This is a genomic window from Granulicella sp. dw_53 (assembly GCF_018449545.1).
Classification (GTDB): Bacteria; Acidobacteriota; Terriglobia; order Terriglobales; family Acidobacteriaceae; genus Edaphobacter.
Map to the genome: position 1 here is coordinate 192412 of NZ_JAAVUR010000003.1, position 23669 is coordinate 216080.

The window sequence follows — 23669 nt, forward strand, 5'->3', positions numbered from 1 at the left end:
GTTCCTATCTCATGCAATTGTTGCAAGGGTTGGGAGCTATATCAAATGTTCAATTGGCGGAGTTTTCGGACGAATGCATCAACTGTTTCATCTTGCGAACGCACTCCGAAAAATACTCGAGGCTCTCTTGCGAGATAGCACCTGTCTCGGGTTCTACGCGGACGCTGGCACGTAGGGCAGCATGCGCCTCGCTCACTCCGGAACTCTGAAGCACCTGCTGGATCGTTGTGCAACTGATTCCACCGCATAGCATCAGGTTGATTCGATCGCCTGCCTGCTCGCGCAGATGATGCACCACGGGAGCTCCTAGTACCCCCGAAGACTTCGCACCCGATGTGAGGATGCGTGTGGCGCCCGTCTGAACTACGTCGTCTAATGCGGCTTCGAGGTCGGGTGTAGCGTCGAAGGCGCGATGAAACGTGACCTGCATGGGACGCGCATACTCCACCAATTGGCGAGTCCGATCGATATCTACCGTTTGGTCTTCGTGAACAAGACCCAAAACCACGAGGTCGATGCCGATGTTGCGTGCATACGAGATATCCTGGCGCATTACCTCGAACTCAGCGTCGGATGCGGTAAATGCTCCGGTGCGGGCGCGCACCAGCATTGCGATCGGAAGGTCAATAGACTTTCGCGTAGCGATTGCCAGCCCCGCACTCGGGGTAATGCCACCATCCTGGAGTGGCCCACATAGTTCGATTCGATCGGCACCTCCGCGCGCGGCTGCCAGTGCCAGCCCCAGCGAATCGACACAGATCTCCAGTGTTACGCCCTGCCCCATCCCATCCTCCATCAGAATTGCGGACCATAGTCCAAAATCCTTTTATGCAGCTTCAAAGTGTTCTTCGATCTCTTCGAGTGTTTTACCCTTTGTCTCCGGCAGAAAGATCGCGATCGTCAACAGATACACGATGGTAAAACCAGTGAATAGGAAGAACATCGTCGAGTATCCGTACTTTCCAACGACCGGCAGAAAGATTGCCGCCAGCGTGGTCGAGACGAGCTGGTTGATGACCAACGCGATACTCATTCCGTTCGAACGAATTCGCGTCGGCATAAGTTCCGAGAGGGCGAGCCATACACAAACGCCCGGCCCCATAGCGTAAAACGCGATGAAGGAATACATTCCCAATGCGACCAGCCAACCATGAGCCTCGCTGGGCACCGGTGCGATATAGGCATGTTCGATGCGGAGCGGAGCTGTCCGTGCAGTGTCCAGGTTTACAAAGGGGTTGCGGAAGAAAGCCTCAACCTTGCTCGAAGGAACGCAGCCCGCACGACTGACTTGCAGAGGCGCGGCACCTGCATCGTCTGACCGCACCGTGCTGGTTGTGGCGGTAAATCCACCATAAGAGTAGATGACGGACAGTGAAAGCTTACCGTCAGACTGAAAACCGTTTGCTGCGAGCAAACGCTGTGCTTCGGCCTCATCGAAACGAAGTGTAAGTCCCTGACCATCGGTCGCCATCGACTGGATGGTCGTTCCCACATCGTGCCTTCGAGCTTCCGTTTTAAGAAAGAGCGTGCCGATAAAGATTAGCGAGACGATGATTCCCGAAGTTCCCAGCAGGAATAGGAACTTCCGTCCCTTACGGTCCACAAGCGCCATCCCGATTACTGTCATCAGGAAGTTCAGGCAGGTGAAGACGACGTAGCCCCAGTGTGCCCTTACATCAGAGAGTCCACTCTGGAGCAGGATATCGGTGTTGTACCCGATGATCGAATTTACTCCGGTAGCGGTATTGCAGAAGAGGATCACGCATGCCAGGAGAAACGGAATCACATATCGCCGCCGCAGGAGGGAGCCCTTGGACGAACGATCGTCGGGAGAGGTGCCTTGAGCGGAACGTGCAATCACCTCCATCTCCTGCAATTCCGTTTGGGCTTGTTCCTCGCTACGCGACCGAAGCAATGCAGCAAAAGTCAGGTCCTTTTTGCCACGCTTGAACAGCCAACGTGGAGACTCCGCTACGAACAGGCTTCCCAATACAAATAAGATGCCTGGCGGCATGGACATCCAGAAGATACGGCGCCAGGCCTGATCCTTTACATGAAACAGCACATCCGGAGTGGCGACCCGAGCGATCTCTGCGACACGATAGCTGTAATAGGTACCGATCACGGCCGCGGAGACGATCCCCAGTGTTAGCAGCCATTGGAAGATTCCAGTTCCCTTGCCTCGGTCACGGGCCGGAAGACACTCTGCGAGGTAGAGCGGCACAACGACCCCTACGAATCCACCGCTCATGCCTTGCAGCAATCGTCCGATGAACAACGCACCGTAGCTCTGCGAGAGTGCGATTGCGGGAATGCTTAGCACGAAGATTGTGCCGCTGAGGACCATCAGCGGTTTTCGTCCCATCCAGTCCGCCAGGAGGCCAGCAAAGAGCGTCGAGAAGACGCTTCCCAGAAGCACCGCCGCGACGACGATGGAAAGCTGGCTTCCTGTCAGCTTCGAGGTCGCTTCGAGATAGGGCAGAGCTCCGCCGATGATACCGACATCGATACCATAGAGCAGTCCTCCCAATCCTGCTACGAAGAGGAGCAAGCGGTTATAACTACGCTGATTGCTGAGACCAACAACTTTAGACATAAGGGCTCTCTGGAAGAAACAGGCTAGGAGACGATGCTAACCCAGATATGGACCATTCGGGCAGGTTCATGCATTCTCCCGGAATCGACGAATCACGAGTTTATGACGATCCGACCGATAAAAGCCAAGAACGTACATCAGGGGCCGCTTTTGCGTCGAGTAGATGAGCTGGCGAATCCGCAGGACAGGGCTGCGGCGCGGAATGGCCAGCAGTTCACAGGTCTTCGCGTCCGCGGCCAACGCATCGATCTCCTCATCGGCGTGTCCGAGCGTTACATCGTACTTGCGTTCCAGTATCTGGAACAGGGATTCCCGCGATAACGGAGCCGTGAGCAGCTCTGGGAAATCCGCAGCCGAGAGGTAACAGGTCTCGAGCGAGAACGGTTCCTCGGCTGCGTGCCGAAGGCGCACCAACTTGATCACACCGCTGCCTAAAGGCAGGGCCAGCTTCGCCTCAATCTCCTGTTCGTCGTAGACGATGCGCGCCAGCAAGACTCGGGACTTCGCAGTGAGACCGCGTCCGGCGAGCTGTTCGGTCGTGCTCATCAGCTTATTGATCTGGATTCTCGGGGTGCTGACGAAGGTCCCAACTCCACGTCTGCGCTCCACCAGACCTTCGCGTTCCAGAGAGGCGAGCGCGTGGCGTGCTGTCATCAGGCTTACCTGGTGGATCTTGGCCAGTTCACGTTCGGAGTCAACGGCTGAACCTGCCTTCAATTCACCGGATCCGATCCGTCGACGGATCGTGTCCTGGATCTTCTGATAGGCCGGAACACTCTTGCGGCCGTTCTGAGCCAATGCGATCTCCCGTAACCGACGTCAACTCGTCGGCCAATCTTCTTCTGGATGCCAGATTCCAGGCTGCGTCTCTACTATATAGCACACCTCCGGATCGCGCCTCAGCGCCCCTGGAATTTGGCACTTCGGGCGGCTTAATGCTATATAGCAGGGGAGAGAAATTACTTTTTAGCGAAGGAGCGGAGGAGGACCACCATGTTCCAGAGGTCGTCTGGTTTCATGCGGTCGCCTTCGGGGGGCATTTGGCCTCTGCCGTTTTTGATGATGTAGAAGAGTTCTCCGTCCGAGAGGTCTTTGAGAGCGGCAGGGTCGGTGAAGTCGCGGGGCGCGGGCTTGAGGTCGGTCAGGTCGCCTTTGCCGTTTCCGGTGGCTCCGTGGCAGACGGCGCAGTCGTATCCGTACATCTTTCTGGCGTGGGCCTGTGACTCTGAGGTGGGTTTTATGGGGTTGGCGAGGTGGGCGGCTTCGGCGGGAATTGGCGACTGGTCTGGAGCGGGTGCGGAAGCCGGTTGCTGGAAGAGCAGCAGCGCGGGAAGGACGAACAAAGGCCTCAACATGCGAGCCTCCTTTACGGAACGGCATCTTATGCCTCGCGAGGGCCGATGGAAAGGCTTATCTTGCCGGTGCTCGTCCCAGGAGGTACCCCCCCCTGGGTGTTGGACGTAAGTGTTGGTAGATCAAGGGTAGCGGCGGATGGCTCCGGCTAAAATCATGATTCCACGCGGTTTACGGCTAAAAAAGACAGCCCGTTGGAGTTACGGGGCTTCATTACGCCTTCTGCTGCTTCTCTGTTGCATCCTGCGTTGTTACTGCCCCTGGCTCTGCCCTTTGTTTTGTTCTCTTCTTCTATTTTAAAGGACGACCAAAACTAAAGTGCCACTTATCCGAGATTTTTATCTCTTGATAGATGGTGGGTTGGCACGATTTCGCGAGGATTTTGGGCTTGACAGCTTTTTGAGCGAGGCAGGGTGTTGAAGTAACGGTTCAGCGGGCGTTGAGACCGTCTACGAGCGAGTTGCGGTAGGCGCGGAAGGCTGGGATTGTCCCGAGAAGGGCGGCGGAGAGCACTGTAACTACGGCGTAGAGCTCCACACGGGGGGAGAGGCCGACCAGCGCGATGGGCAGGCCAAATTTGTTTTCGATCGAGGTGTGCAAGGCGAAGAGAAGGGCGTACACCGCACCGATTCCGGCGATGGTTCCAGCCGTAGCGATGAGGACCGACTCCAGGAGGAAGAGCAGAAAGATCTGGCGCATGTGCAGGCCGACGACGCGGAGAATGGCGATCTCGCGGCGGCGCTCGTTGAGGGCGGTGTAGAGGACAGTCAGCATGGCGAGCAGGCCCACGACGAGGACGGCGGCGGAGACGAGCGAGAGGGCGGTGTCGGCGTAGTCCAACAGGGTCCAGAGCTCCTGCAGGGTATAGGCAGGGATGATCGAGGTGAGGGGCTCGGGTTTGTAGGTGTTGATCTCACGTTGAAGGTAGAGCGTGCTGACGCGGGATTTGGCTCCGAGCAGGAAGGAGGTAACCTCATCGACCTTGAGTTTGGAGGCGTCGAACTTTGGAACTGGCTCGCCGATGGCTGGCGGGGTTCCTCCGGACCAGTCGAAGTGCATGGCCTCGTCGCCGAGGAGGGTGATGTATACCGCCCGGTCGATTGGCGTGCCGGTGGGCGCGAGGATGCCCACGATGGTGAAGGGGGTGTTGTCGTGCTTCAGGATGGACTTCTCTTCGACGCCGTGCGCGAGGACGATGTGCTGGCCTAGCTGGTCGCGGAGGCGCTCGGCTACCTGTGCGCCTAGAGCTGCCTCGAAGATGCCTTCGGGCGAGTGTCCTTTTGCGAACTTGAGCGTGTGGTCGCCGCGGTACTGGTAGTGGGCGTAGAGATTGTCGTCCGTGGCGACGACGCGATAGCCGTGGTAGGAGTCGCCCATGGAGATGGGGATGGTCCATGCGACGGCGGGATGATGGGCGAAGTGCTGGTAGGTCTCCCAGGAGATGTTGTTCGATGCGTTGCCGATGTGAAAGACGCTGGAGAGAAGCAGCGCGAGGTCGCCTCCGCGGGCGCCGACGAGGAGATCGGCGTGGGAGAGGGTTCCGGAGAATCCGGCCTGGGTAGCGCTGCGAAGACGATCGACGCCGACGAGCAGCATGACGGAGAGCGCGATGGAGAAGATGGTAAGCGCGGTGGTGAGAGAGCGGGCGCGGAGGGACTTGAAGGCCAGGCGGAGGAGGGTCATTGGGCCGCTGCCTCGGAGGATTCCATGTGTTGGTTGTACCGGTTGATTTCGGGAAGCGAGAGGAGAGAGTCGAAGTGTGCGGCGAGAGAGCGGTCGTGCGAGACGAACAGGAGGGTCATCGCTGTACTGTCGCGCAGTTTCGCTTCGACGGTGACTTCGGTCAGGAGAGACAGGAAGGCCTCGCGGCGGTCGGTATCGAGGGCGGAGGTGGGTTCATCGGCGATGACCAACGCCGGGGAGCCGATGATGGCTCGGGCGATGGCGACGCGCTGCTGCTGTCCGACGGAGAGATGGGTTACGGGAGCGTGGAGGTGGCGGTGGATGTCGAGGCGACGCGCCAGGCGTTCGACTTCGCCGGAGAGCGTCGGCGTGGCGATACGGGCTCGGCGTGCCGGGTGGAGGTTGCAGGGCAAGGCGATATTCTCTTCGACCGAGAGGTAGGGGATGAGATTGAAGCCCTGGAAGATGTATCCGATCTGAGAGCCGCGCAGCGTGTCGCGGGCGGATGCGGAGAGGTGGGTGAGGTCCTGGCCCAAGATGTGGATGCTTCCCTGCTGCGGCACGAGCACTCCGGAGATGAGGGAGAGGAGCGTGGTCTTGCCGCTGCCGGATGGCCCGTGGAGAAAGCTGCGATGACCTGCCTGGATGCGAAGCTCGTCGACCCAAAGGACCGGGTGCCCGGCAGTATAGGCAAAGCGAACGTTGCGAAGGTGTACTGCGTCTGCGGTCATCAGGGAGCGATCGTCATCGGGGAGTGATCATTGATCGTAGGGCTGGACGGTGTCTCCATCCATATTGAAGGAGACATCGCCGTAGGGACTTTGGACCGTGGCAACGTGTAGCTGCCCGACGACTACGATCGGCTCGGTAAACGACATCTTCGCCTTCTGGTTGTGCCGGAGCTTGACGTAGATCATCTGGTTCGGAGGAGGCGGCGGGACGTGGATGCAGGCTCCGGCGAAGGGAACCAGGAGGAACTCTGTGACCTGGTCGGCGTCGTCTTCGAGCGGAACCATGAAGCCGGGGACGGAGACGAGCTTGTCGTTGAGATCGCGAGCGGGAGAGTGGGGCTGTGTGGAGTTTAGCGTCTTCAGCGTCGACCAGGTGACGGTCAGTGCGGCGGGTATGGGCGCGGCGAAGAGGAGGAGGTTCACGGAGAGGATAGCGAGTATTGAGACTACGCGTTTCATCCGTCAACCTCCTGCCGCTGTTGCTAATGCTTTAACCTTACTGCTTAAGTTTACCGCAATTCGTTCGGATCTATTTGGTGGTCTATTTTGGGGCAGGCGGCGGAGTTTGTGCGCCGGGAGTGTACTGCGGGAAGCGAGGCGCGCGGGCTGCGCCGAAGGGACGCTCGTTGAAGGTCGTCCAGCGGCGTGACTGGCTCTCGTCGGCGGAGTGTGTCTTGGCATCCCACATATCCGCGGAGATACCATTCAGGTCGTAGACTACTTTGCCGTCACGCAGCGTTAGTTCGCAGACGAGTTTTTTCGTGCCGAGCATCTTCGTGTTGTACATATCGACGAAGCCGAAGTTGCCGGTGTCGACGGATAGAACGGCGACGTCCGCGACTGATCCTACGGAGAGATTGCCGAGCTGGTCCTGCTTGATCTCGTGGGCGGGATGCGAGGTCATCTGCGCGATGACCTGGGGGATGGTCTCGCCGAGCACTATGAGCTTGTCGGCGACGTTCAATAGATCCTTCATGCCGTTGTTCATCGAGTCGATGTGAAGGTCGGTAGAGATGGAGTCGGGGAGATAGCCGCTTCTTACGATTGGAGCGGCTACGGTCCAGGAGAAGGAGCCGCCGCCGTGACCTACATCGCAGTAGATGTTGCGCTTTCGCATCACAAGGAGAGCTTCCGAGGGCAGGCCGGTCTGAGGGTTTTGCTCGCCGCGCAGACCGGAAAAACAGTGGGTATAGATGTCGCCGGGGCGGAGGTGGGTGGAGACGAGCTCGAGCAAGGGGCGCTCGATGCGGCGCGAGCCGTAGTCGATCATGACGGGGATGTTCGCGATGCCGGCGGCGATTACGGCTTGATCGTATGGCTTCCATTCGGGCCCGGTGAAGTGGGCGCTCTTGATGCCGACGATGAGTCCGGGGAACTGCTTGGCTTTTTCGCCGGTCGGCTTACCGTCCATGTCGTCGAGGTTGTTCTCGTAGTTGGGGCCGCGCATGCCGGAGCCTACGATGTTGAGTTCGGCGAGGACGCGGGTCTTCGAGCGGTCGATGATCTTGTCCTTGAAGTCGTCGAAGTTGCGCCAGCCGGAGCTGCCGGCGTCGACGATGGTGGTCACTCCGTTGCGAAGGGTAAAGCCGTCGGGATAGACGGAGAGATCGCCCGCGTAGGAACCGCGCTCGCCGGTGCCGGTGTAGACGTGGGTGTGAAGATCGATGAGACCGGGGGTGACGTAGAGGCCTTTGACGTCGATGGTCTTCAGCGCGTCCTTGGGATTGAGGTGCTCGCCGATAGCGGCGACCTTGCCATCCTTTATGCCGAGGTCGCGTGTGCCGTCGATCTTGTTCTTGTCGTCGAGGACGTGGCCGCCTGTGAGGAGGAGATCGTACGGCAGGGGGTTCGGAGGCAGGACACGGTTTTCCTGTGCGACTAAGACGGTGGAGCAGAAGATGGCGCAGGTAAGAACGGCGTGGCCGATAGGCTTGAGGTTCATGAGTTCCCTCTCTCGAAGTGTTGCTCTGACGCGTGTTGAGATCCCATTCAGTATGAACGATCCGGGCGAGTTTTACGCGGCGGCTGGGACGCATCCACTGTACTAAAGACCTGAGAGTGCAGGATCCGATTCATCGGATCGAACAAACTTCAGAGCTTAGCTGGGTCATCGAGAGATGATTCTACTTTTTCGGATGGGCGTCATGGGGCATCCGACCGAGATGGAGTTAGATCAAATGACGTATAGGCTGGCGGCGGCGTATCTGCGAGTTCCTGGCAGATATCACTGCTGCCAGCCGCCACCTAGAGCGCTATAGAGCTGCACGAGGGTAAGGGCTTCGCCTTGCTGGGCGGTGGCCAGGTTCAGTTGGGCGGAGAAGAGGTTGGAGTCGGTGGTAAGGACCTCCAGGTAGCCGGTCGATCCGCCCTGATAGCGGAGGCGGGCGAGACGAGTTGCGTCTTGTGCGGCGTCGACGAGCTTCTGCTGCTGCTCGCGGTAGACGCGCTGCTTGTTCAACGCAATCAGGGCATTTGAGACCTCTTGCAAGGCTCCGGCGATGGTCTTCTGGTAGCTGATTACCATCTCCTTCTCTGTCTCGCGGGAGAGCTTGAGCTGGCCGCGCAGTCTGCCGCCTTCGAAGATAGGCTGAGTGAGAGAGCCGATGCCGTAGATGGTCTTGCCGGCGGGATCGAAGATGTTCGAGAACGAATCGCCACCGACTCCTCCGGAGCCGCTCAAGGCGAGCTGGGGGAAGAACTGTGCGCGGGCGACACCGATCTGCGCGTTGGCGGCGATCAGGGTCTGTTCTGCTTGCTGGATGTCCGGGCGACGTTCCAGGAGCTGGGTGGTGAGGCCTGGAGGCAGATCCTGCGGAGGTGGCGTGAGGGCGTTGGGATCGGTATGGGCGACGGGGCCAGGGTTCTCGCCGAGCAGGAGCTTTAGAGCGTTCTCTTGCTGCTGGATCTGCTGCTCGATCTGCGGGATCTGGGATGAGGCGGTGTAAAGGAGCTGCTCGGCCTGACGGACGTCCGAGAGTGGGGCAGAGCCGCCGCTCTCGAGCGTCTCGGTGAGCTGGACGGAGTCCTGACGGATTTTGAGGGTCTGTCTGGCGATCTCGAGCTGGCGGTCGAGGGTGCGAAGTTGGATATATACCGTGGCAACTTGCTGGACGAGGGTCATGCGAACTGCTCGTTGCGCCCAGGTCTGAGCCAGGAGCTGTGCGCGTGCGGCCTCGGTCTGTTTGCGGTAGAGTCCCCAAAAGTCCGGCGTCCAGGCGGCGCTTAGGCTAAAGCTGCCGAAGACGAGCGGGTCAGGAAGACTGTTCGAGCTGTTGTTGTTCGTTCCTCCACTCGCCCCCCCAAGAGAGTTGGGAAATGTTGCACCGATGGCGCTGCCTCCTCCGGTGATCTGAGGAAGCTGCTGAGAACGAGTGACCTGAAGCTGCGCCTGCTGCTCGAGAACCCGTTGCGCAGCGATGCGAACGTCGAAGTTACTGACCAGCGCTTTACGAATGAGGGCCTGCAGCTCAGGCTCGCGGAAGACCGCGGACCACTGCTGATCGCCGAGGGACTCCTGTGCCGCGCTGGTGACGGGCGCCTCGTCTGCTCCGCGAAATGCGGGGGGCGCCTGATAGTTGGGCCGTTTATATTTGGGTCCCACAGTGCAGCCCGCAAGAGCGCTAACGAGGACTCCTCCTATCGTGATTGCGTATGTACGTCTGAGCCGCATCCAAGAGTTCCTCATGCGTGACCTCCCTGAGTCGGAGTCTGCGGTCCACCACCGGCAGCCTTGCCGGCGGCGACAGGGTCGAAGTCGTGTTTGGAGTCCATCGTCGTGCCCTTACCGCCCTTGCCGAAGCGATGGGAGAGATACTCGACCACGGAGAACGTTACAGGGATAAAGATGAGACCGATGGCCGTTGAGAGGAGCATGCCCCCGACGACGACGGTGCCGAGGATACGTCGAGAGGCTGCGCCTGCTCCTGTGGCCGTCCAGAGCGGGAGGCAACCGAAGACGAACGCTAGGGCCGTCATGACGATGGGCCGGAAGCGTACGCGTGCCGCGTGGAGCGCAGCCTCAGAGATGCTTTGCCCGCTCTCGTAGTTGGTCTTTGCAAACTCCACGATGAGGATGGCGTTCTTGGCTGACAGTCCGATCAGCATGACGAGACCGATGGTGGCAAAGATATCGTTTTCGAGTGACCGCGCATTAAGTGCGATGTATGCGCCAAGAATCGCGACGGGGGTACTGAGGAGGACGCTGAAGGGCAGGGTCCAGCTTGAGTAGAGAGCCGCCAGGATGAGGAAGACGAAGAGCAGGGAGAGGGAGAAGACAGCCCAGGAGGGAACACCCTTTTCTGCCTGCTGCTCCTGATAGGACATGCCAGAGTAGTCGTAGCCGCTGCCCGCAGGCATGGTCTTTGCAAAGGTATCTTCAAGCGCGGCACGGATCTGCCCAGAGCTGTAGCCGGGAGCACCGGTGATGTTGAGCTGCGCCGCGTTGAATTCGTTGAAGCGGAAGATGAACTCCGGGCCTGTGGTCTGTCTCACCTTTACGAGAGAGGCGAGTGGGACCTGACTCCCATTGGCACTGCGGACGTAGAACTGATTGATGTTCTTAATGTCGGCGCGGGAAGTGCCTTCTGCTTCTACGTAGGTTTGCCATTGGCGGCCGAAGCGATTGAAGTAGTTGACGAGATATCCACCCATGAAGGTCGACATGGTGGCGTAGACATCGGAGAGCTGGACCTGCTGCTGAAGTACCTTTTCGCGGTCTACATCAGCGTAGAGTTGGGGAACAGCGGGCTCGTAAGATGGGACCGCCGCGCCGATCTCAGGACGCTGCTTCAGAGCGCCCAAGAAGGCGAAGACGTTCTTTGTGAGGGTCGCTGGATCGTCCGAGCCGGAGCGGTCTTCGAGGACCATCGTGACGCCGCCCGAGGTTCCGATACCTGGAATGGAGGGTGGCGGGAAGGCGAAGGCGATACCATCCGGGTCCTGGCTGAGCTGCTTCTGTAGATTTCCCTGGATGTATTCGAGCTGCTCCTGCTTGCTCTTGCGCTCCTCCCAGGGCTTGAGAGCGACGAAGAAGAAGCCCGCGTTGGTGCTTTGAACCTGGGTGAGGAGTGAGAAGTTGGTGACTGCGATTACGCCCTGGATTCCGGGGGTCTTGAGAAGGGCAGCGGTGATCTTCTGCTGGGCTGCGTCTGTTCGCTGAGCCGAAGCACCATCCGGCAACTGCAGGGCGAGGAACATGTAGCCCTGATCTTCAGTGGGGATGAAGCCGCCGGGAAGACCGCTCCCAAGGAAGACCGCCGCAACGCCGACCAGCACGAGGCCGATCATCGCGAGTGCGGATTTGTGAATGAGCACGTCGGAGGTGTGGACGAAGCTCTCCGTGGTGCGACCAAAGAATTTATTGAAGAGACCGAAGCCGCGGGCGAGCAAGCTCTTCTTCGCTTCCTTATCCTTCGGCTTGAGCAGAAGCGCAGAGAGCGCCGGGGAGAGGGTGAGGGCGTTGAAGGCTGAGATGAGAACCGAGATGGCGATCGTCACGGCGAACTGCTGGTACAAGCGGCCAGTGATGCCGGGAATGAAGGCAGTCGGAATGAAGACAGCAGCGAGGATAAGAGCGATCGCGACTACCGGGCCGCCGACCTCTTCCATGGCTTTTTCCGTAGCGGCAACGGGGTCCATGCCTTCTTCAATGTGGTGTTCGACTGCTTCAACGACGATGATGGCGTCGTCGACGACCAGGCCGATGGCGAGCACGAGGCCGAACAAGGACAGTGTATTGATCGAGAAACCGAGTGCCGGAAAGATGATGAAGGTGCCGATGAGAGATACCGGCACAGCGAGCAACGGAATGAGAGTCGCGCGCCAGCCTTGAAGGAAGACGAAGACGACGATGACGACGAGGCCGAGGGCCTCAAGCAGCGTAATGACGATCTCGTGGATACCTGCAGTAACCGCCTTGGTGGTATCCAAGGGGACGTCGTAACTAATGCCGGCGGGGAAGGTGCCGGAGAGCTCCTTCATGCGGGCGTTGACGGCAGCAGCAGTTTGAACCGCGTTCGATCCGGGAAGCTGATAGATCGCCATGATCCCGGAGGGTGCTTGATTGTAGCGACCGGAGATGCCGTAGGCCTGATCGCCGAGCTCAATGCGGGCGACGTCGTGAAGGTGCAGAATCGAGCCGTCGGGGTTTGCGCGAAGAATGATGTTCCCGAACTCTTCAGGTGTGACGAGGCGGCCCTGGGTTCGGACGGTGTAGGTGAACTGTTGGCCCTTGGGAATAGGCTCTGCGCCGATCTGGCCGGCGGGGTTGACGTTGTTCTGGGTCTGGATAGCGGCGATGACTTCGGGGGCGGTGACGCCGAGCTGCGCGAGTTTATCGGGCTGCACCCAGACACGGAGGGCATACATGCCGCCGAAGATCTGCACGCGAGAGACGCCCTTGACGCGGGCGATCTGATCCTGAAGGTTGATGATGGCGTAGTTGGTGAGAAAGTCCTGGCTCAGCTTGCCGCCCGGCGAGTTGATGGCGACGAGCATGAGAGGAGAGGTGAGGGCTTTTTGAACGGTGAGACCGGCAGTGGTGACCTGCGATGGAAGCTGAGACTGCGCTTGATCGACGCGAAGCTGGGCGAGAACCTGATCGATGTTGGGATCGGTCTTGACGTCAAAGTCGACGAAGAGCTGCACCACGCCATTGTTGGCGCTGACCGAGTCCATATAGATCATGTTGTCGACGCCGTTCATCTGCTGCTCGATCGGGGTCGCAACGGCCTGCGTGAGGGTCTTCGCGTCGGCGCCAGGGTAGGTGGCGGTAACGAGGATCTCAGGAGGAACGATGTCAGGAAACTGAGAGGTGGGGAGGGACACCATCGACACAGCACCGAGAATGACGGTGAGAATGGCGATGACAATCGCAACGATGGGACGGCGAATGAAAAACTTCGACATCGATTACCTTCCTACCGAGTTGTTGGCTTGAGCGGTGGGAGAGACGGCAGGAGCCTGGTGGGGTTTTACAGGGGCGCCTTCGCCAAGCTTCTGAAGATTGTCGGTGATGACCAACGCGCCAGGGGCTATGCCGCTTTCAACGAGCCAGTCGGTGCCGATCTGGGCACCGAGTTCCACGGTGGTGAGGTGGGCTTTGCCGTCGGCGCCTGCGACATATACCTGATGCAAGCCCTGGAGATCCTGCACGGCAACCTGCGGGATGAGCAAGGCATCGTGACGAAGCTCGGTATCCGCCTTGACGCGCCCAAACTGGCCGGGCCGCAGGATGTTATTGGGATTAGGAAACGCGGCGGCGATGCGTATCGCTCCAGTTTGCGCGTTCATCTGACGGTCGACGAAGGCGATGTGGCCCTTCTGCGGAAACGCCTCACCGTTCGACAGCGTGAGAGTAAGTGGAACTGCGTCCGCGTTCTTGAGCAGATCTCCGCCAGCACGATGAGTCCGCTGTACGAGTGCGAGGTACTCCGAATCGCTGATGGAGAAGTAGGCCTTGATCGGATTGAGTTGCGAGACAGAGGTCAGTACCGATTGAGTGTTCACGAGGTTGCCGACCTGCGTCGTCGCCTGACCAGCGACGCCGCTGATGAGCGAGCGTACCTGCGTAAAGCCAAGGTTCAACTTTGCATTGGCGACGGCGGCTTCGGCGGCGACCACCGATGCCTGCGCCGATACTACCGCGGCTTCGGACTGCGCCTTCTGCTGGACATCGTTGTCCAATTGGCTTTGCGAGATGGCGCGAGCGTGCGCAAGCGGAGTGTCGCGGGTGACGTTGATCTGGGCCAGGCCGAGTTGCGCCTGCGCTTGCAGCACTTGTCCCTTGGCTTGCTCGAGTTGGCCTTTGGCCTGATCCAGCGCGGCCTGGAAGGGGCGAGGGTCGATTTCAAAGAGGACTTGCCCCTTTGAGACCTGATCGCCTTCCCGGTAGTCCTGCTTGACGAGATAGCCGCTCGCTTGTGGCTGAATCTGCGCGTTTACATATCCGTCTAGGGTCCCGACCCATTCGCCGGTGAGCGGCACGTCGCTCGGCTTGACCTCGACCACGGTAACCGGCATCGCGGGCGGGGGACCTGCAGGAGCGGCGTTCTTTTTGCCACAGCCTGAGAGCACTCCTGTCGCTACCAACAGCACTCCGGTCACGCAAACGCCTATCACTCTGTCGAGGGCAATCGTTGCTGCCGAATATTCCTGCTGTTCCCTCATTACTCCATCTCCATAAAAGCGTCGGAATTCCTGCACATTTCGACGCTTGCTATACTCATAAAACATACATGCATGCATGTTTTATGATGAGACGCGGGGAACGTGATGAGTGATTCAAAAATAATTTCTGAGCCTCCCGCGGCTAATTCTGGCAAGCAGAGGCGAACAAAGAAGACCCGGCAAGAACTCCTTCGTTCTGCCCGCGCAATCTTTGCACGCGAAGGATTTGAACACGCGCGCCTGGAAGATATTGCATCGAAGGCCGGCAAAACTCGCGGAGCGTTCTATGCCAACTTCAAAGATAAAGAAGATGTCTTTTTTGCTATCTTCGAAGAAAACATCGATCGTGATATAGAAGAACTCAATCGATTGCTTCTTGGCTTACCTACCATCGAGCAACGCACCCAGGCGCTGGCAGATTATCTGAGTAAGTTAAGCAAAGACCGTGAGCGCATCCTATTAAATCTGGAGTTCAAGCTCTACGCGATCCGTCATCCCAGAAAGCGCAAGCGACTCGCAGATCTACATGGCGTCATGCGTCTTCGTAGTTCGATGCCCGAGTTGAACCGGCTCATTCCATTGTTGCGTGAGCATAGCACCAAGACGAAGCTGACCGATTCGCTGGTCATTTGCGCGATCGTAGATGGACTTTCGCTCAACCATCTTTTTGATCCAGAGGTTTTGGACAATCAGGTGCTTACACATTATTTGAACCTCTTCATGCGGGAATTTCTTTCAGGAAATTCCAGAGGAATAAACAAAAATGAAGTAGTGACTCTTGCGAAGTGAGAAGCTCGTCTCATTCGCACATCTTCTTAATGCTCGGCGACAGCATGGATCGTTCCATGACTACCTGTTGGCTGCCACAGATGCAGGCTCGCTCGACGATTTATGAACTATGGGGATTGTGTAGATCTCTTAATGAGAGGCTGCGCTCAATCATTACCGCGTGTAAAATCACGGGCGGGCTGGGTTGGACTCTGTGGGGATTCCGTTGTTGAGTTCGCAATGGCAGCAAACAGAACAGCGGTGCAGATGGTTGGGGCGGCTACCTCAACTCCGGTTCCGCTCGCTTCCATCCGCACCTATCTGCTGGGATACTGGCGCAGCATGACCGCGCCGTCCTGCGGGCCTGAATAGCAGATCTTTATGTAGATGTTTGTTTCGATCACTTGTTCGGGCAGCCGGCGTCGATCCAAGCGGAGAGCTGTGTAATTAAATTCGTCTGCTCAGGTTCATAGGGAGGGTTCGGTTGTGGCATTTGGCCGAAGTCATTTGCAGCACTCCCAGTACCGACGAGGATCTGAATGATATTCGAGTTCTTTGAATCACCGACGACCAGAATCTTCCATGAACCCAGCGGCACGCCGGGAACATTGCCTGTCGTGAATTGGTCATAGGTCAAGGTGTTCCAAAAGGCTCCATGAGGTGCTTGCCCGGGAGTTACTCCGGCCTGTTGAACGAACGTGTTTAATGCTGCCTGCACATCCGCGTAGTTATTTAGCGTTCCCATATTTCTCCTCTCGCTACTTACAAATAGTGACTTGTTGAGACTGAATTCTTTAGAGGTTCTTAACCCGAATTGGTTCGTCTGTTACTTCGAAATCAATAGACGGTTGCGCGGCACGGCTGCGGCTCCTCCGCTTGTTACTGGAGCAGGAGCTTCGGGGAATCTCACTTTGCCCCTTGCAAGGATTACGCTAAAGTCCCCTTGCTGGTGTTGACCTTGACTTCCGTGACAACCCATACAGCCGCCCATATTCGCCTGCGCTCCAGCGTAGTAAATATTCTTGTGAATGGTGGTGGAGTTCGCATTGAATTGGGAGTCGTAGTCGCTATTCGAGCCAGTTCCGAGTAGGCCGCCACTAAAGAGTTGTAGCGGACGATTCGTTTCGACGACGATATTTGCCAGATGATAGCTGCTTGGATTGTGGCCGCTGTTCGCGTCGGTCCCGGTGTAAGTTCCAGCGTAGTTTTTATCGATGGCCTGGTACTGAACGTTGACTAACTTGTAATAGAGCCAAGGCGAATCGGGAATACCTTGCGCCTGGTTGTACGACCTAACTGCAGCATGAGCGGTTTTGTTCGCCTCTATGACCGGGTCGGGGATTGCATTATCCCGGTAGTTGACACAGATGAATCCCTTGGCCGGCAATGCTGACTGGAGCGAAGAGTTCAAATAATAGAGCTGATTGGTGGGATTTTGGCTTGTGGATGGCGTGCAATATTGCGCCGAAGCCGGTACGAGATTCACCTGCGGAGGAAGGCCACCGCCCATAGGTGGAGTTACAACCGCCGTATCCTGTAAGGTGACAGAAGGTGTCGTGGGACAGGGCGCTGTTTGATCGGGGCGGCAGTTTGGTAAGGGTTGGTTGATAACTCCATCTTCATTTTCTACAGGGCTGCCCGAGGGCGTCAGGATATTATCCGCCTGCTCAAATGTCGCGTAGATAAAGTACGGAGCGGTTGGAGTTTTCTGGATGAGGTGCAACGCCACCAGTCCAAACGTGGCTTGTCGGTAGCAGGGACTGTTATTTTGATTTTCGTAGTAGCGAACGTTGGCCGTTGCAAATCGTCCCGAGGCAAGCTCCTTTGCATTGAGCACGCGCCAACCAGCCTTTGCTTCGATGGTGCCGTTCGGTAGGCTCACGTACTGGGTGCTTCCGGCAGGCGGACTTGCCATGTTCGTTGCAAGATATTGTTGCGTAGCGGTGCGCACTCCGGAGTCGATGGTAGACCACCACTTATTCTGGGCGACGTACACATATTCCGTTCGATTCGACTTTGCGAGGAAGCGAACCAATTGTGGAGAGCTGTTGCCTGGGGCCTGAGTCGGTGCTATCCCTGCGAACATGGAGTCGAGGGTTATCTGGTCTGTCTCATCCAGGTTGATCCACGAGATGCCTGTTGGAACTGGTGTATCGCAGGAAGGAATGGCCGCCGCATAGTTGTAACTAGGAAGTGCGTCATAGCCGAGCGACGGGTCATTCGGAACTACCCCGGGATAGCCTGGCGGAGTTCCGGTTCCTGGGAAGGTCTCTACCTTGCCACGAAACGTCTGCCAGACTAGTGGTCCGGAACATTTGGGATCACCGAACTTACAGTTATTGTCCGGTGTGTCGCGAGTGTTAGCGGCTCCGGTCTGGGCGACCGCTGGCCAGTTCAAGGCGATAAACTCCTGCCAGGCAAACGCGGCGGCCTGTTGCATCGTTGCCGAGGGCGCGCCACCGCCAGATGGATTCAACTCGGCCGGCACCGCCGAACTAATCGTTATAGGTAAAGCCGACGCTGGAGCGCTGGCTGCAAATTCGCTCGTCGCAGGGAGACTATGGCTTGAAGATCGAGTAAACCCGAGATATCCGGCCACAAGAACAGCGATTCCGACCGCTACTACCGCGATGACGGTTCTAGCTTTCATGCGATTGCTCCTTCTGAAAGACAAGGCTCTTTGACGTAACTCGTCCTCGTATCCGCCACTAGCGTTGTACTGACTTAGGTTGCGAGGTTTCATGCTTTGGGAATTGCAATGGGGAGAACGAAGATTCCCTACTAGCTCCTAGTGCGTGGAGACGTGATGAGAGCTGGCGACTGAAAATGCCGCTCATCGCATAGACCAGTAAGAAGGACGACGATCAACTCGTCGACAGAAAAACCTCTACTTCGTTATGCGGACTTGATGCTATGGCTGGCTTCGCCGCTCTGATTTCTCTGGTAGCAGGACAGCAGTTCGTCCTAATGGCTGAGTGCCCGGACAAGGTGGGTTTGAAACAGAACGCCATAAATTTCTCCGCACGGCTGTGGGACATTTGGACATATCCTCGAAGAAAAGGCAAGTTAATTGCCATGGCGATTTAATGATTTCCCAATTGTGTCCCGTTCTATCGCATTCTCGTTTGTAAGTACCCTCGCCCGAGCTCTTGGAAGACGAGAGTAGAGGCCTTATCGAACGGTACAAAACGTGGCCTTCCCCTTAGCGTCAAAAACTTCGCGAGAAAAAACTTTTCAACGGAATATTGTCCGCAGTAGGTTGTTTATAGCGCTAGTCCCAAAAGCAATGCAGCGCGAGCGTCCACCCCCCGTGGGTGCCTGCGCCGACTACGAGTCGAACCTTACGGAGATCGAATGAAAGCGAACGTGTGGACCCGTCCAGATTTTGAAGAAGTCAACTTGGGTTGTGAGATTAACTGCTACGCCCCGGCAGAGATCTAGCCCTTCTGAATCTCAACCTGCAGGAAATGACCCCTGACGACGGTAGTCCAGACGAAGAAGTTGTATCAACACCGTACCACTTCTCTTGTTTATCACCACCGTAGCCATTCCTTTGTGTTTTTTTGAGCTGTAGTTTTCTATGGAGACTTCCTTGGCGCAAGCATCGCTTGTTCGATCTCTTACCGTCCTGTTGGGCGGAGCACTTTCGGTCTTTACCGCATCGGGTCAGGTTAACATCACGACCTGGCAAGTAAATAACATGCACTCGGGCGTGAACGATCAAGAGGTTCAGCTCACTCCGGCCAAGGTACTCACCCCGAATGCCTTTGGTGTCTTATTCACGCAGCAACTCGACGGATCCACCTACGGTCAGCCTCTCTATATGAACAAAGAGACCCTCGGACCGACCGGTCAGGATCAGAAACTCCATAACCTGGTCTTTGTCGGGACGCAGTCAGGCTCGATGTATGCGTTCGATGCGGATGCCGATCCGCTTGGATCAAATCCTAACGGGACAAATTCGACTCCGGTCTGGAAAGCAAATTTGATTCCAGCCGGCATGCAGGTCTTTACCCAACAGGATGACACTGGTTCGTCCGACATTCTCGGGAATCTCTCGCTTACTACGACTCCGGTCATTGATCAAGCTAGCTTCACAATGTACGTCGCCGCAAAGGTGAAGAATCCAAACGTCAGTCCGGTCTACCAACAGTATCTATGGGCGCTCGATGTAAGGACCGGTCAGCCGAAGGCTGCTCCCCTGCTTATCCAGGCGACGTTCAATGGTGTCCCGCCCGATGCGAGTGCGGACCCTGCGCTACAAGGCCAACCTTCCAACACGATTCCCTTCATTGCTCATCGCGAGCATCTGCGCATGGCGATGACGTTTCAGAACAATCTTCTCTACCTCTGCTTCGCCTCACATAGCGATACAAACCCCTATTGGGGAGAGATGCTGGTCTACGACACGACTCAGCTTCCTCTGAAGCTGAAGAATACCTTCATCACCACTCCTAATGGGGCCGGTGGAAACCAGGGTGGCGAGGGCGGTCTCTGGATGGGTGCGTCGGGTCCGGGAATCGATTCAGATGGAAATGTCTTTGTAATTACGGGCAATGGTCCGTTCGATACAAAAGGCTCGACCGCCAACCAGGATGCGGACTGGGGAGAGAGCGCTCTCCAGATCTCGCCTGAAAATACGACTGCTGATGGCGTGATGCACGTTCCATTCGGCGATCCAACAAAATGGTTCGTGCCGCAAGATTGGAATCATCTGAACGGAGCGGACGGTGGCGGGCCAACCCACTTCAACGATGCGGACCTCGGGGGCGGAGGCGTTGCTTTATTCGACTCACCCGATGGGCAGCACCACCATCTCATGGCATTCGGTGGCAAGGCAGGCAAGATGTATCTCCTCGATCGAGATAGCCTGGGCGGCACAAATGATCCCCAAGGAGATAACGACGCGGATGATCCTTCCGCCATTCAGGAGTGGACGCAGAGCGGTCTATCCCCCTCGGGTGGCATCTTCAGTACCGCGGTCGTCTTCAATAACAATTTCTACTATGCGCCAGATGGCGGTCATATGGCGCAGCGTGTATTTCAATATGACGCAACGACTAAAAAATATATCTCCGACGATGAGGTCCAATCGACCGTCAATACCCCAACCAAAGGTCAGACTCCTTTTATCTCTGCAAGTGGTACCGGCGATGGAATCGTCTGGGCGGTAGCCAATGGTCTTACCGCTTGGGATGCAGCGAACGTCCGTACTCCTATCTACCAACTCAGTAACTACAATGCACCGATTGCCGGCGGACATCGCTGCATTACGGCTAAATTCAGTACGCCCATCGTTGCGGAGGGTAAGGTGTACTTCACCTGCTTCAACAATGACGACCCGAATACCGGGTTTCTCGTCGTAGCAGGCTTGTTCCCAGGCGCTCCAGGGGCTCCATCCACACCAAATAATCCGACGGCGCAGCCGAACTCCTCGACTCAGATCACGGTTAGCTGGACGAACACAGCCACGGATCAGACTGGGTTTACGATCTTCCGATCGACCAATCCAAACGGTCCGTTCACCAGCTCCGGGAGCGCAACTTTCACTGTGCCCGGTACAAATACCTCCTTTATTGATACTGGTCTGACTCCAAACACGACGTATTTTTACCAGGTCGTTTCGACCAATACCGCCGGACCTTCCGCAGGAAGCACCATCGCCACCGCGACGACCTTTGAAACATTCAACCAGTCTGGACTAGTGGCCTATTGGAACTTCGATAGCAATAGCAGTGGCACAGAGCTGCCCGTGTCTGACGTAACCAACAACGGCCATGACGGCGTCATCCACGGCGAGGCTGCTTATGGCGCTGGATACATAAACTCCGGCGCAGTATTCCACGGTACAAACTTCATCTCACGCGTCGTAGTCCCGGCGTCACCTGCATTTCAATTCGCCGCGACCGATAGTTTCACATTATCTGCCTGGGTTCAAACGGTGAAGCTCGGGGCGGAGAGCGCCATCATTGCTGCTTCTGCAGATCAGGGGAGCGGCTATGGCATATACATCAATGCGGCAGGCCAATGGATCGGTCGTGCCGTCAATGTCAACGGAGCAAATATTGACATCGTTGGCCCGCCTGCCCAAGTAAATCTATGGACGCACGTCGCTTTGGTACAGGACGGAAAGAGCCGGTTCCTCTACGTCAATGGCAAGCAGGTTGCACAAGGTACGGCACTGGCGGCTAACGGCATGGGCGATCTCTGGATGGGCGATCAGAACAACCCCAACCAGTTGGACGGCTTTCAAGGCCTGATTGATGAGGTGCGTCTCTACAACACTGCACTTAGCCCATCCGCAATACAGACCACCATTGCGCCTCCTGTCCTTGGCGTGCTCTCTCTTATGACGCAGGGTAACGCGACATGGGGAGAGACCGTCTATCCGTTGCCCTATACCTATGTGGAGCCGCGCATCCCAACAACTGCGGGCACCTATACTTTGCAGGTTAGCTTCGATACTCCCCTTGTCTCGGGCGTGCAGGCTAGTTTGGCGCCTGTATCCGGCTCGAATCAAGCTATCGTTGGTAAGGTTGCTTCCCTAAAGATGGACTCGACCAACAGCGTTGCGACGGTCACGTTGAATAGTGTGACGGATAAGCAGGCGCTCGTGCTGCACATGAGCAATCTCATCGCAGCAAGTGAACCTAACTCGGTTGCTGGAACGGCAGATATCCCCTTCAATGTGCTGCAGGGCGACGTCACAGGAGACACTGTCGTCGATAGTACGGACCTTTCGGCGATGCAACAAAAACAGACTGGCTCTATCGACTCGACGCACGCCATCTACGACGTGAACTCGGATGGAGTGGTCGATAACAAGGATCAGGCCATCATTCAGGCAAACATGGGGAATACCATCTCAACACCGACCGAGGCGAACTTGGCGCTCTTCAAAACAGCGACCTCAAGTCCGATCTCGGGAGGCGGCGATGCAAAGAATGCATTCGATGACGATCCCAACAATACCCGTTGGGAGAGTGAACATTCGGATAACCAGAGTACAGAAGAGTGGATTCAGGTGGATCTGAATCAGGTCGCGAATATAGATGAAGTAATCATCAAATGGGAGGCCGCCGACGCACAGGTCTATAAAGTGCAGGTCAGCAATGATGGTTCTAATTGGACTGACGCAAATACAGTCAGGACCATCACTGGGAACCCATCTGTCAATCCGTTCCTCATCAACGACCTGAAGAACCTGAATGCGACGGGCCGTTTCGTGCGGATCGACGGACTCATTCACAACCTGACCTTCGGCTATTCTGCCTTTGACATCAAGGTGATTGGCTCCTTCGGTACGAAGCAACCGTCCTCAACACTCGCTCCATCGATCACTAGTCCAGCCACCGCAACCGGAACAGTTGGTTCGGCCTTCAGTTACCAGATCGCCGGGGATCAGAGTCCGACAACCTTCAACGCCGTCGGTCTTCCGACAGGCCTTAGCGTAAATACCGCGACGGGCCTTATCAGCGGAACTCCGACTGGAGCGAGTACCAACAACATTACCCTTAGCGCTTCTAATGCGAACGGCACAGGGACCGGCCCATTAAGCCTAACAATTAGTAGTAGTGGGGGTGTGCCGGCGGCTCCGGCATCCCTCACAGCAACCTCGGGCAATAATGCCGTCGTGCTGAACTGGAAGGCCAGCATCGGGGCGACCTCTTACAGCGTATTGCGCGGACTCTCTGCCGGTGGACAGGCGCTGGTCGGCATCCAATCAAACATCACTGCAACCACCTTTACAGATCAAACCGCAGTCAATGGCACACCGTACTTCTACAGAGTGACTGCGGTCAACAAATTAGGTAAATCTGCTCCCTCGAACGAGGTCTCTGCTACACCAAACGGTCTACCGCTCAGTCCGTCAAGCTTGACTGCGACAGCTGGCAACGCTCAGGTTACCTTGCGCTGGCAAGCCAGCGCGGGAGCAACCTCCTACAGTGTGCTACGGGGGCTCTCTGCTGGTGGACAGGCGCTGGTCGGTATCCAACCAAATATCACTGCAACTACCTTTACGGATAGAACCGCAGCCAATGACACAGAGTACTTCTACAGAGTGACTGCGGCCAACAGCACCGGTAAATCTGCTCCGTCCAACGAAGTGTCAGCCATACCGAGGTCTCCGCTATAGACACTTTGCTGGTAACTTCACCGCTATAAGTCGGCGGTCGAAGTCTATCAACAGTAGTGACAAGCGGAACTTCAAGTACTTCGATTTCCCTATGAGCGTCCGACTTGCCAATCAGCGAGTTGGACGCTCATAAAACTGCCGGCTGATCTTACAGGAAATACACGAATGATTCGCAGACCATACCTCTCGCGTCCAATGCAAACGGTACTAACTTGCCTTGCCTTTTTTTATATAA

General features: G+C 56.9%; 16 protein-coding genes. 3 read left to right on the forward strand and 13 right to left on the reverse strand.

All coding sequences use genetic code 11. The features are described from left to right. Nucleotides 1-49 precede the first annotated feature (49 nt). From HB393_RS06065 to HB393_RS06115, 11 genes are all read right to left on the reverse strand, one after another. The gene (locus HB393_RS06065; protein ID WP_213804263.1) at nucleotides 50-784 is read right to left on the reverse strand and encodes a copper homeostasis protein CutC; all 735 of its coding nucleotides are present in this window, start codon (nucleotides 782-784) and stop codon (nucleotides 50-52) included. Between the two features lie 42 nt (nucleotides 785-826). Then, complete coding sequence (locus HB393_RS06070; protein WP_213804264.1) at nucleotides 827-2596, reverse strand: MFS transporter; 1770 nt, start codon at nucleotides 2594-2596, stop codon at nucleotides 827-829. 66 nt (nucleotides 2597-2662) lie between these two features. Continuing rightward, nucleotides 2663-3394: a GntR family transcriptional regulator gene (locus HB393_RS06075; protein WP_213804265.1), complete on the reverse strand. Its 732-nt coding sequence runs from the start codon at nucleotides 3392-3394 to the stop codon at nucleotides 2663-2665. Nucleotides 3395-3555: 161 nt separating this feature from the next. Further along, nucleotides 3556-3951, reverse strand: a complete 396-nt coding sequence (locus tag HB393_RS06080) for a cytochrome c (RefSeq protein WP_213804266.1) — start codon at nucleotides 3949-3951, stop codon at nucleotides 3556-3558. A gap of 427 nt (nucleotides 3952-4378) precedes the next feature. After that, nucleotides 4379-5632 (reverse strand): ABC transporter permease, encoded by a 1254-nt coding sequence (locus tag HB393_RS06085; protein ID WP_213804267.1) that lies wholly within the window; start codon nucleotides 5630-5632, stop codon nucleotides 4379-4381. Beyond that, nucleotides 5629-6363: an ABC transporter ATP-binding protein gene (locus tag HB393_RS06090; protein ID WP_213804268.1), complete on the reverse strand. Its 735-nt coding sequence runs from the start codon at nucleotides 6361-6363 to the stop codon at nucleotides 5629-5631. Before HB393_RS06090 ends, HB393_RS06085 begins: the two co-directional genes overlap by 4 nt. 27 nt (nucleotides 6364-6390) lie before the next feature. Next, the gene (locus HB393_RS06095; RefSeq protein WP_213804269.1) at nucleotides 6391-6822 is read right to left on the reverse strand and encodes a DUF3299 domain-containing protein; all 432 of its coding nucleotides are present in this window, start codon (nucleotides 6820-6822) and stop codon (nucleotides 6391-6393) included. Between the two features lie 82 nt (nucleotides 6823-6904). Then, the gene (locus HB393_RS06100; RefSeq protein WP_213804270.1) at nucleotides 6905-8305 is read right to left on the reverse strand and encodes an amidohydrolase/deacetylase family metallohydrolase; all 1401 of its coding nucleotides are present in this window, start codon (nucleotides 8303-8305) and stop codon (nucleotides 6905-6907) included. Nucleotides 8306-8587: 282 nt separating this feature from the next. Then, entirely contained in the window at nucleotides 8588-10033 is a 1446-nt protein-coding gene (locus HB393_RS06105) for an efflux transporter outer membrane subunit (protein ID WP_255550850.1), read from the reverse strand. A gap of 11 nt (nucleotides 10034-10044) precedes the next feature. Beyond that, a complete protein-coding gene (locus tag HB393_RS06110; RefSeq protein WP_213804272.1) occupies nucleotides 10045-13269 on the reverse strand; it encodes an efflux RND transporter permease subunit in 3225 nt (1074 codons plus the stop codon). Nucleotides 13270-13272: 3 nt separating this feature from the next. Continuing rightward, nucleotides 13273-14529 (reverse strand): efflux RND transporter periplasmic adaptor subunit, encoded by a 1257-nt coding sequence (locus tag HB393_RS06115; RefSeq protein ID WP_213804273.1) that lies wholly within the window; start codon nucleotides 14527-14529, stop codon nucleotides 13273-13275. A 105-nt stretch (nucleotides 14530-14634) separates the two neighbouring features. On the opposite strand from HB393_RS06115, the gene HB393_RS06120 reads away from it, so the two are divergent. Beyond that, nucleotides 14635-15318: a TetR/AcrR family transcriptional regulator gene (locus HB393_RS06120; protein WP_213804274.1), complete on the forward strand. Its 684-nt coding sequence runs from the start codon at nucleotides 14635-14637 to the stop codon at nucleotides 15316-15318. Between the two features lie 219 nt (nucleotides 15319-15537). Next, nucleotides 15538-15669 (forward strand): hypothetical protein, encoded by a 132-nt coding sequence (locus tag HB393_RS25115; RefSeq protein WP_255550851.1) that lies wholly within the window; start codon nucleotides 15538-15540, stop codon nucleotides 15667-15669. Between the two features lie 28 nt (nucleotides 15670-15697). Here the strand turns inward: HB393_RS25115 and HB393_RS06125 are convergent, their stop codons facing one another. Both HB393_RS06125 and HB393_RS06130 read right to left on the reverse strand, forming a co-directional pair. Next, a complete protein-coding gene (locus HB393_RS06125; RefSeq protein ID WP_213804275.1) occupies nucleotides 15698-16042 on the reverse strand; it encodes a hypothetical protein in 345 nt (114 codons plus the stop codon). Nucleotides 16043-16123: 81 nt separating this feature from the next. Continuing rightward, nucleotides 16124-17947, reverse strand: coding sequence for a hypothetical protein (locus HB393_RS06130; protein ID WP_213804276.1), 1824 nt, complete (start codon nucleotides 17945-17947; stop codon nucleotides 16124-16126). Between the two features lie 942 nt (nucleotides 17948-18889). Here HB393_RS06130 and HB393_RS06140 point away from each other — a divergent pair. Then, nucleotides 18890-23434: a LamG-like jellyroll fold domain-containing protein gene (locus tag HB393_RS06140; RefSeq protein WP_213804277.1), complete on the forward strand. Its 4545-nt coding sequence runs from the start codon at nucleotides 18890-18892 to the stop codon at nucleotides 23432-23434. The last annotated feature ends 235 nt before the right edge of the window (nucleotides 23435-23669 follow it).

Coding starts and splice junctions, on each gene's coding strand:
- HB393_RS06090 (WP_213804268.1), bottom strand. CDS start 6,363: ATGACCGCAGACGCAGTACACCTTCGCAACGTTCGCTTTGCCTATACT.
- HB393_RS06130 (WP_213804276.1), bottom strand. CDS start 17,947: ATGAAAGCTAGAACCGTCATCGCGGTAGTAGCGGTCGGAATCGCTGTT.
- HB393_RS06100 (WP_213804270.1), bottom strand. CDS start 8,305: ATGAACCTCAAGCCTATCGGCCACGCCGTTCTTACCTGCGCCATCTTC.
- HB393_RS06115 (WP_213804273.1), bottom strand. CDS start 14,529: ATGAGGGAACAGCAGGAATATTCGGCAGCAACGATTGCCCTCGACAGA.
- HB393_RS06105 (WP_255550850.1), bottom strand. CDS start 10,033: ATGCGGCTCAGACGTACATACGCAATCACGATAGGAGGAGTCCTCGTT.
- HB393_RS06065 (WP_213804263.1), bottom strand. CDS start 784: ATGGGGCAGGGCGTAACACTGGAGATCTGTGTCGATTCGCTGGGGCTG.
- HB393_RS06120 (WP_213804274.1), top strand. CDS start 14,635: ATGAGTGATTCAAAAATAATTTCTGAGCCTCCCGCGGCTAATTCTGGC.
- HB393_RS06125 (WP_213804275.1), bottom strand. CDS start 16,042: ATGGGAACGCTAAATAACTACGCGGATGTGCAGGCAGCATTAAACACG.
- HB393_RS06095 (WP_213804269.1), bottom strand. CDS start 6,822: ATGAAACGCGTAGTCTCAATACTCGCTATCCTCTCCGTGAACCTCCTC.
- HB393_RS06110 (WP_213804272.1), bottom strand. CDS start 13,269: ATGTCGAAGTTTTTCATTCGCCGTCCCATCGTTGCGATTGTCATCGCC.
- HB393_RS06085 (WP_213804267.1), bottom strand. CDS start 5,632: ATGACCCTCCTCCGCCTGGCCTTCAAGTCCCTCCGCGCCCGCTCTCTC.
- HB393_RS25115 (WP_255550851.1), top strand. CDS start 15,538: ATGGCAGCAAACAGAACAGCGGTGCAGATGGTTGGGGCGGCTACCTCA.
- HB393_RS06080 (WP_213804266.1), bottom strand. CDS start 3,951: ATGTTGAGGCCTTTGTTCGTCCTTCCCGCGCTGCTGCTCTTCCAGCAA.
- HB393_RS06070 (WP_213804264.1), bottom strand. CDS start 2,596: ATGTCTAAAGTTGTTGGTCTCAGCAATCAGCGTAGTTATAACCGCTTG.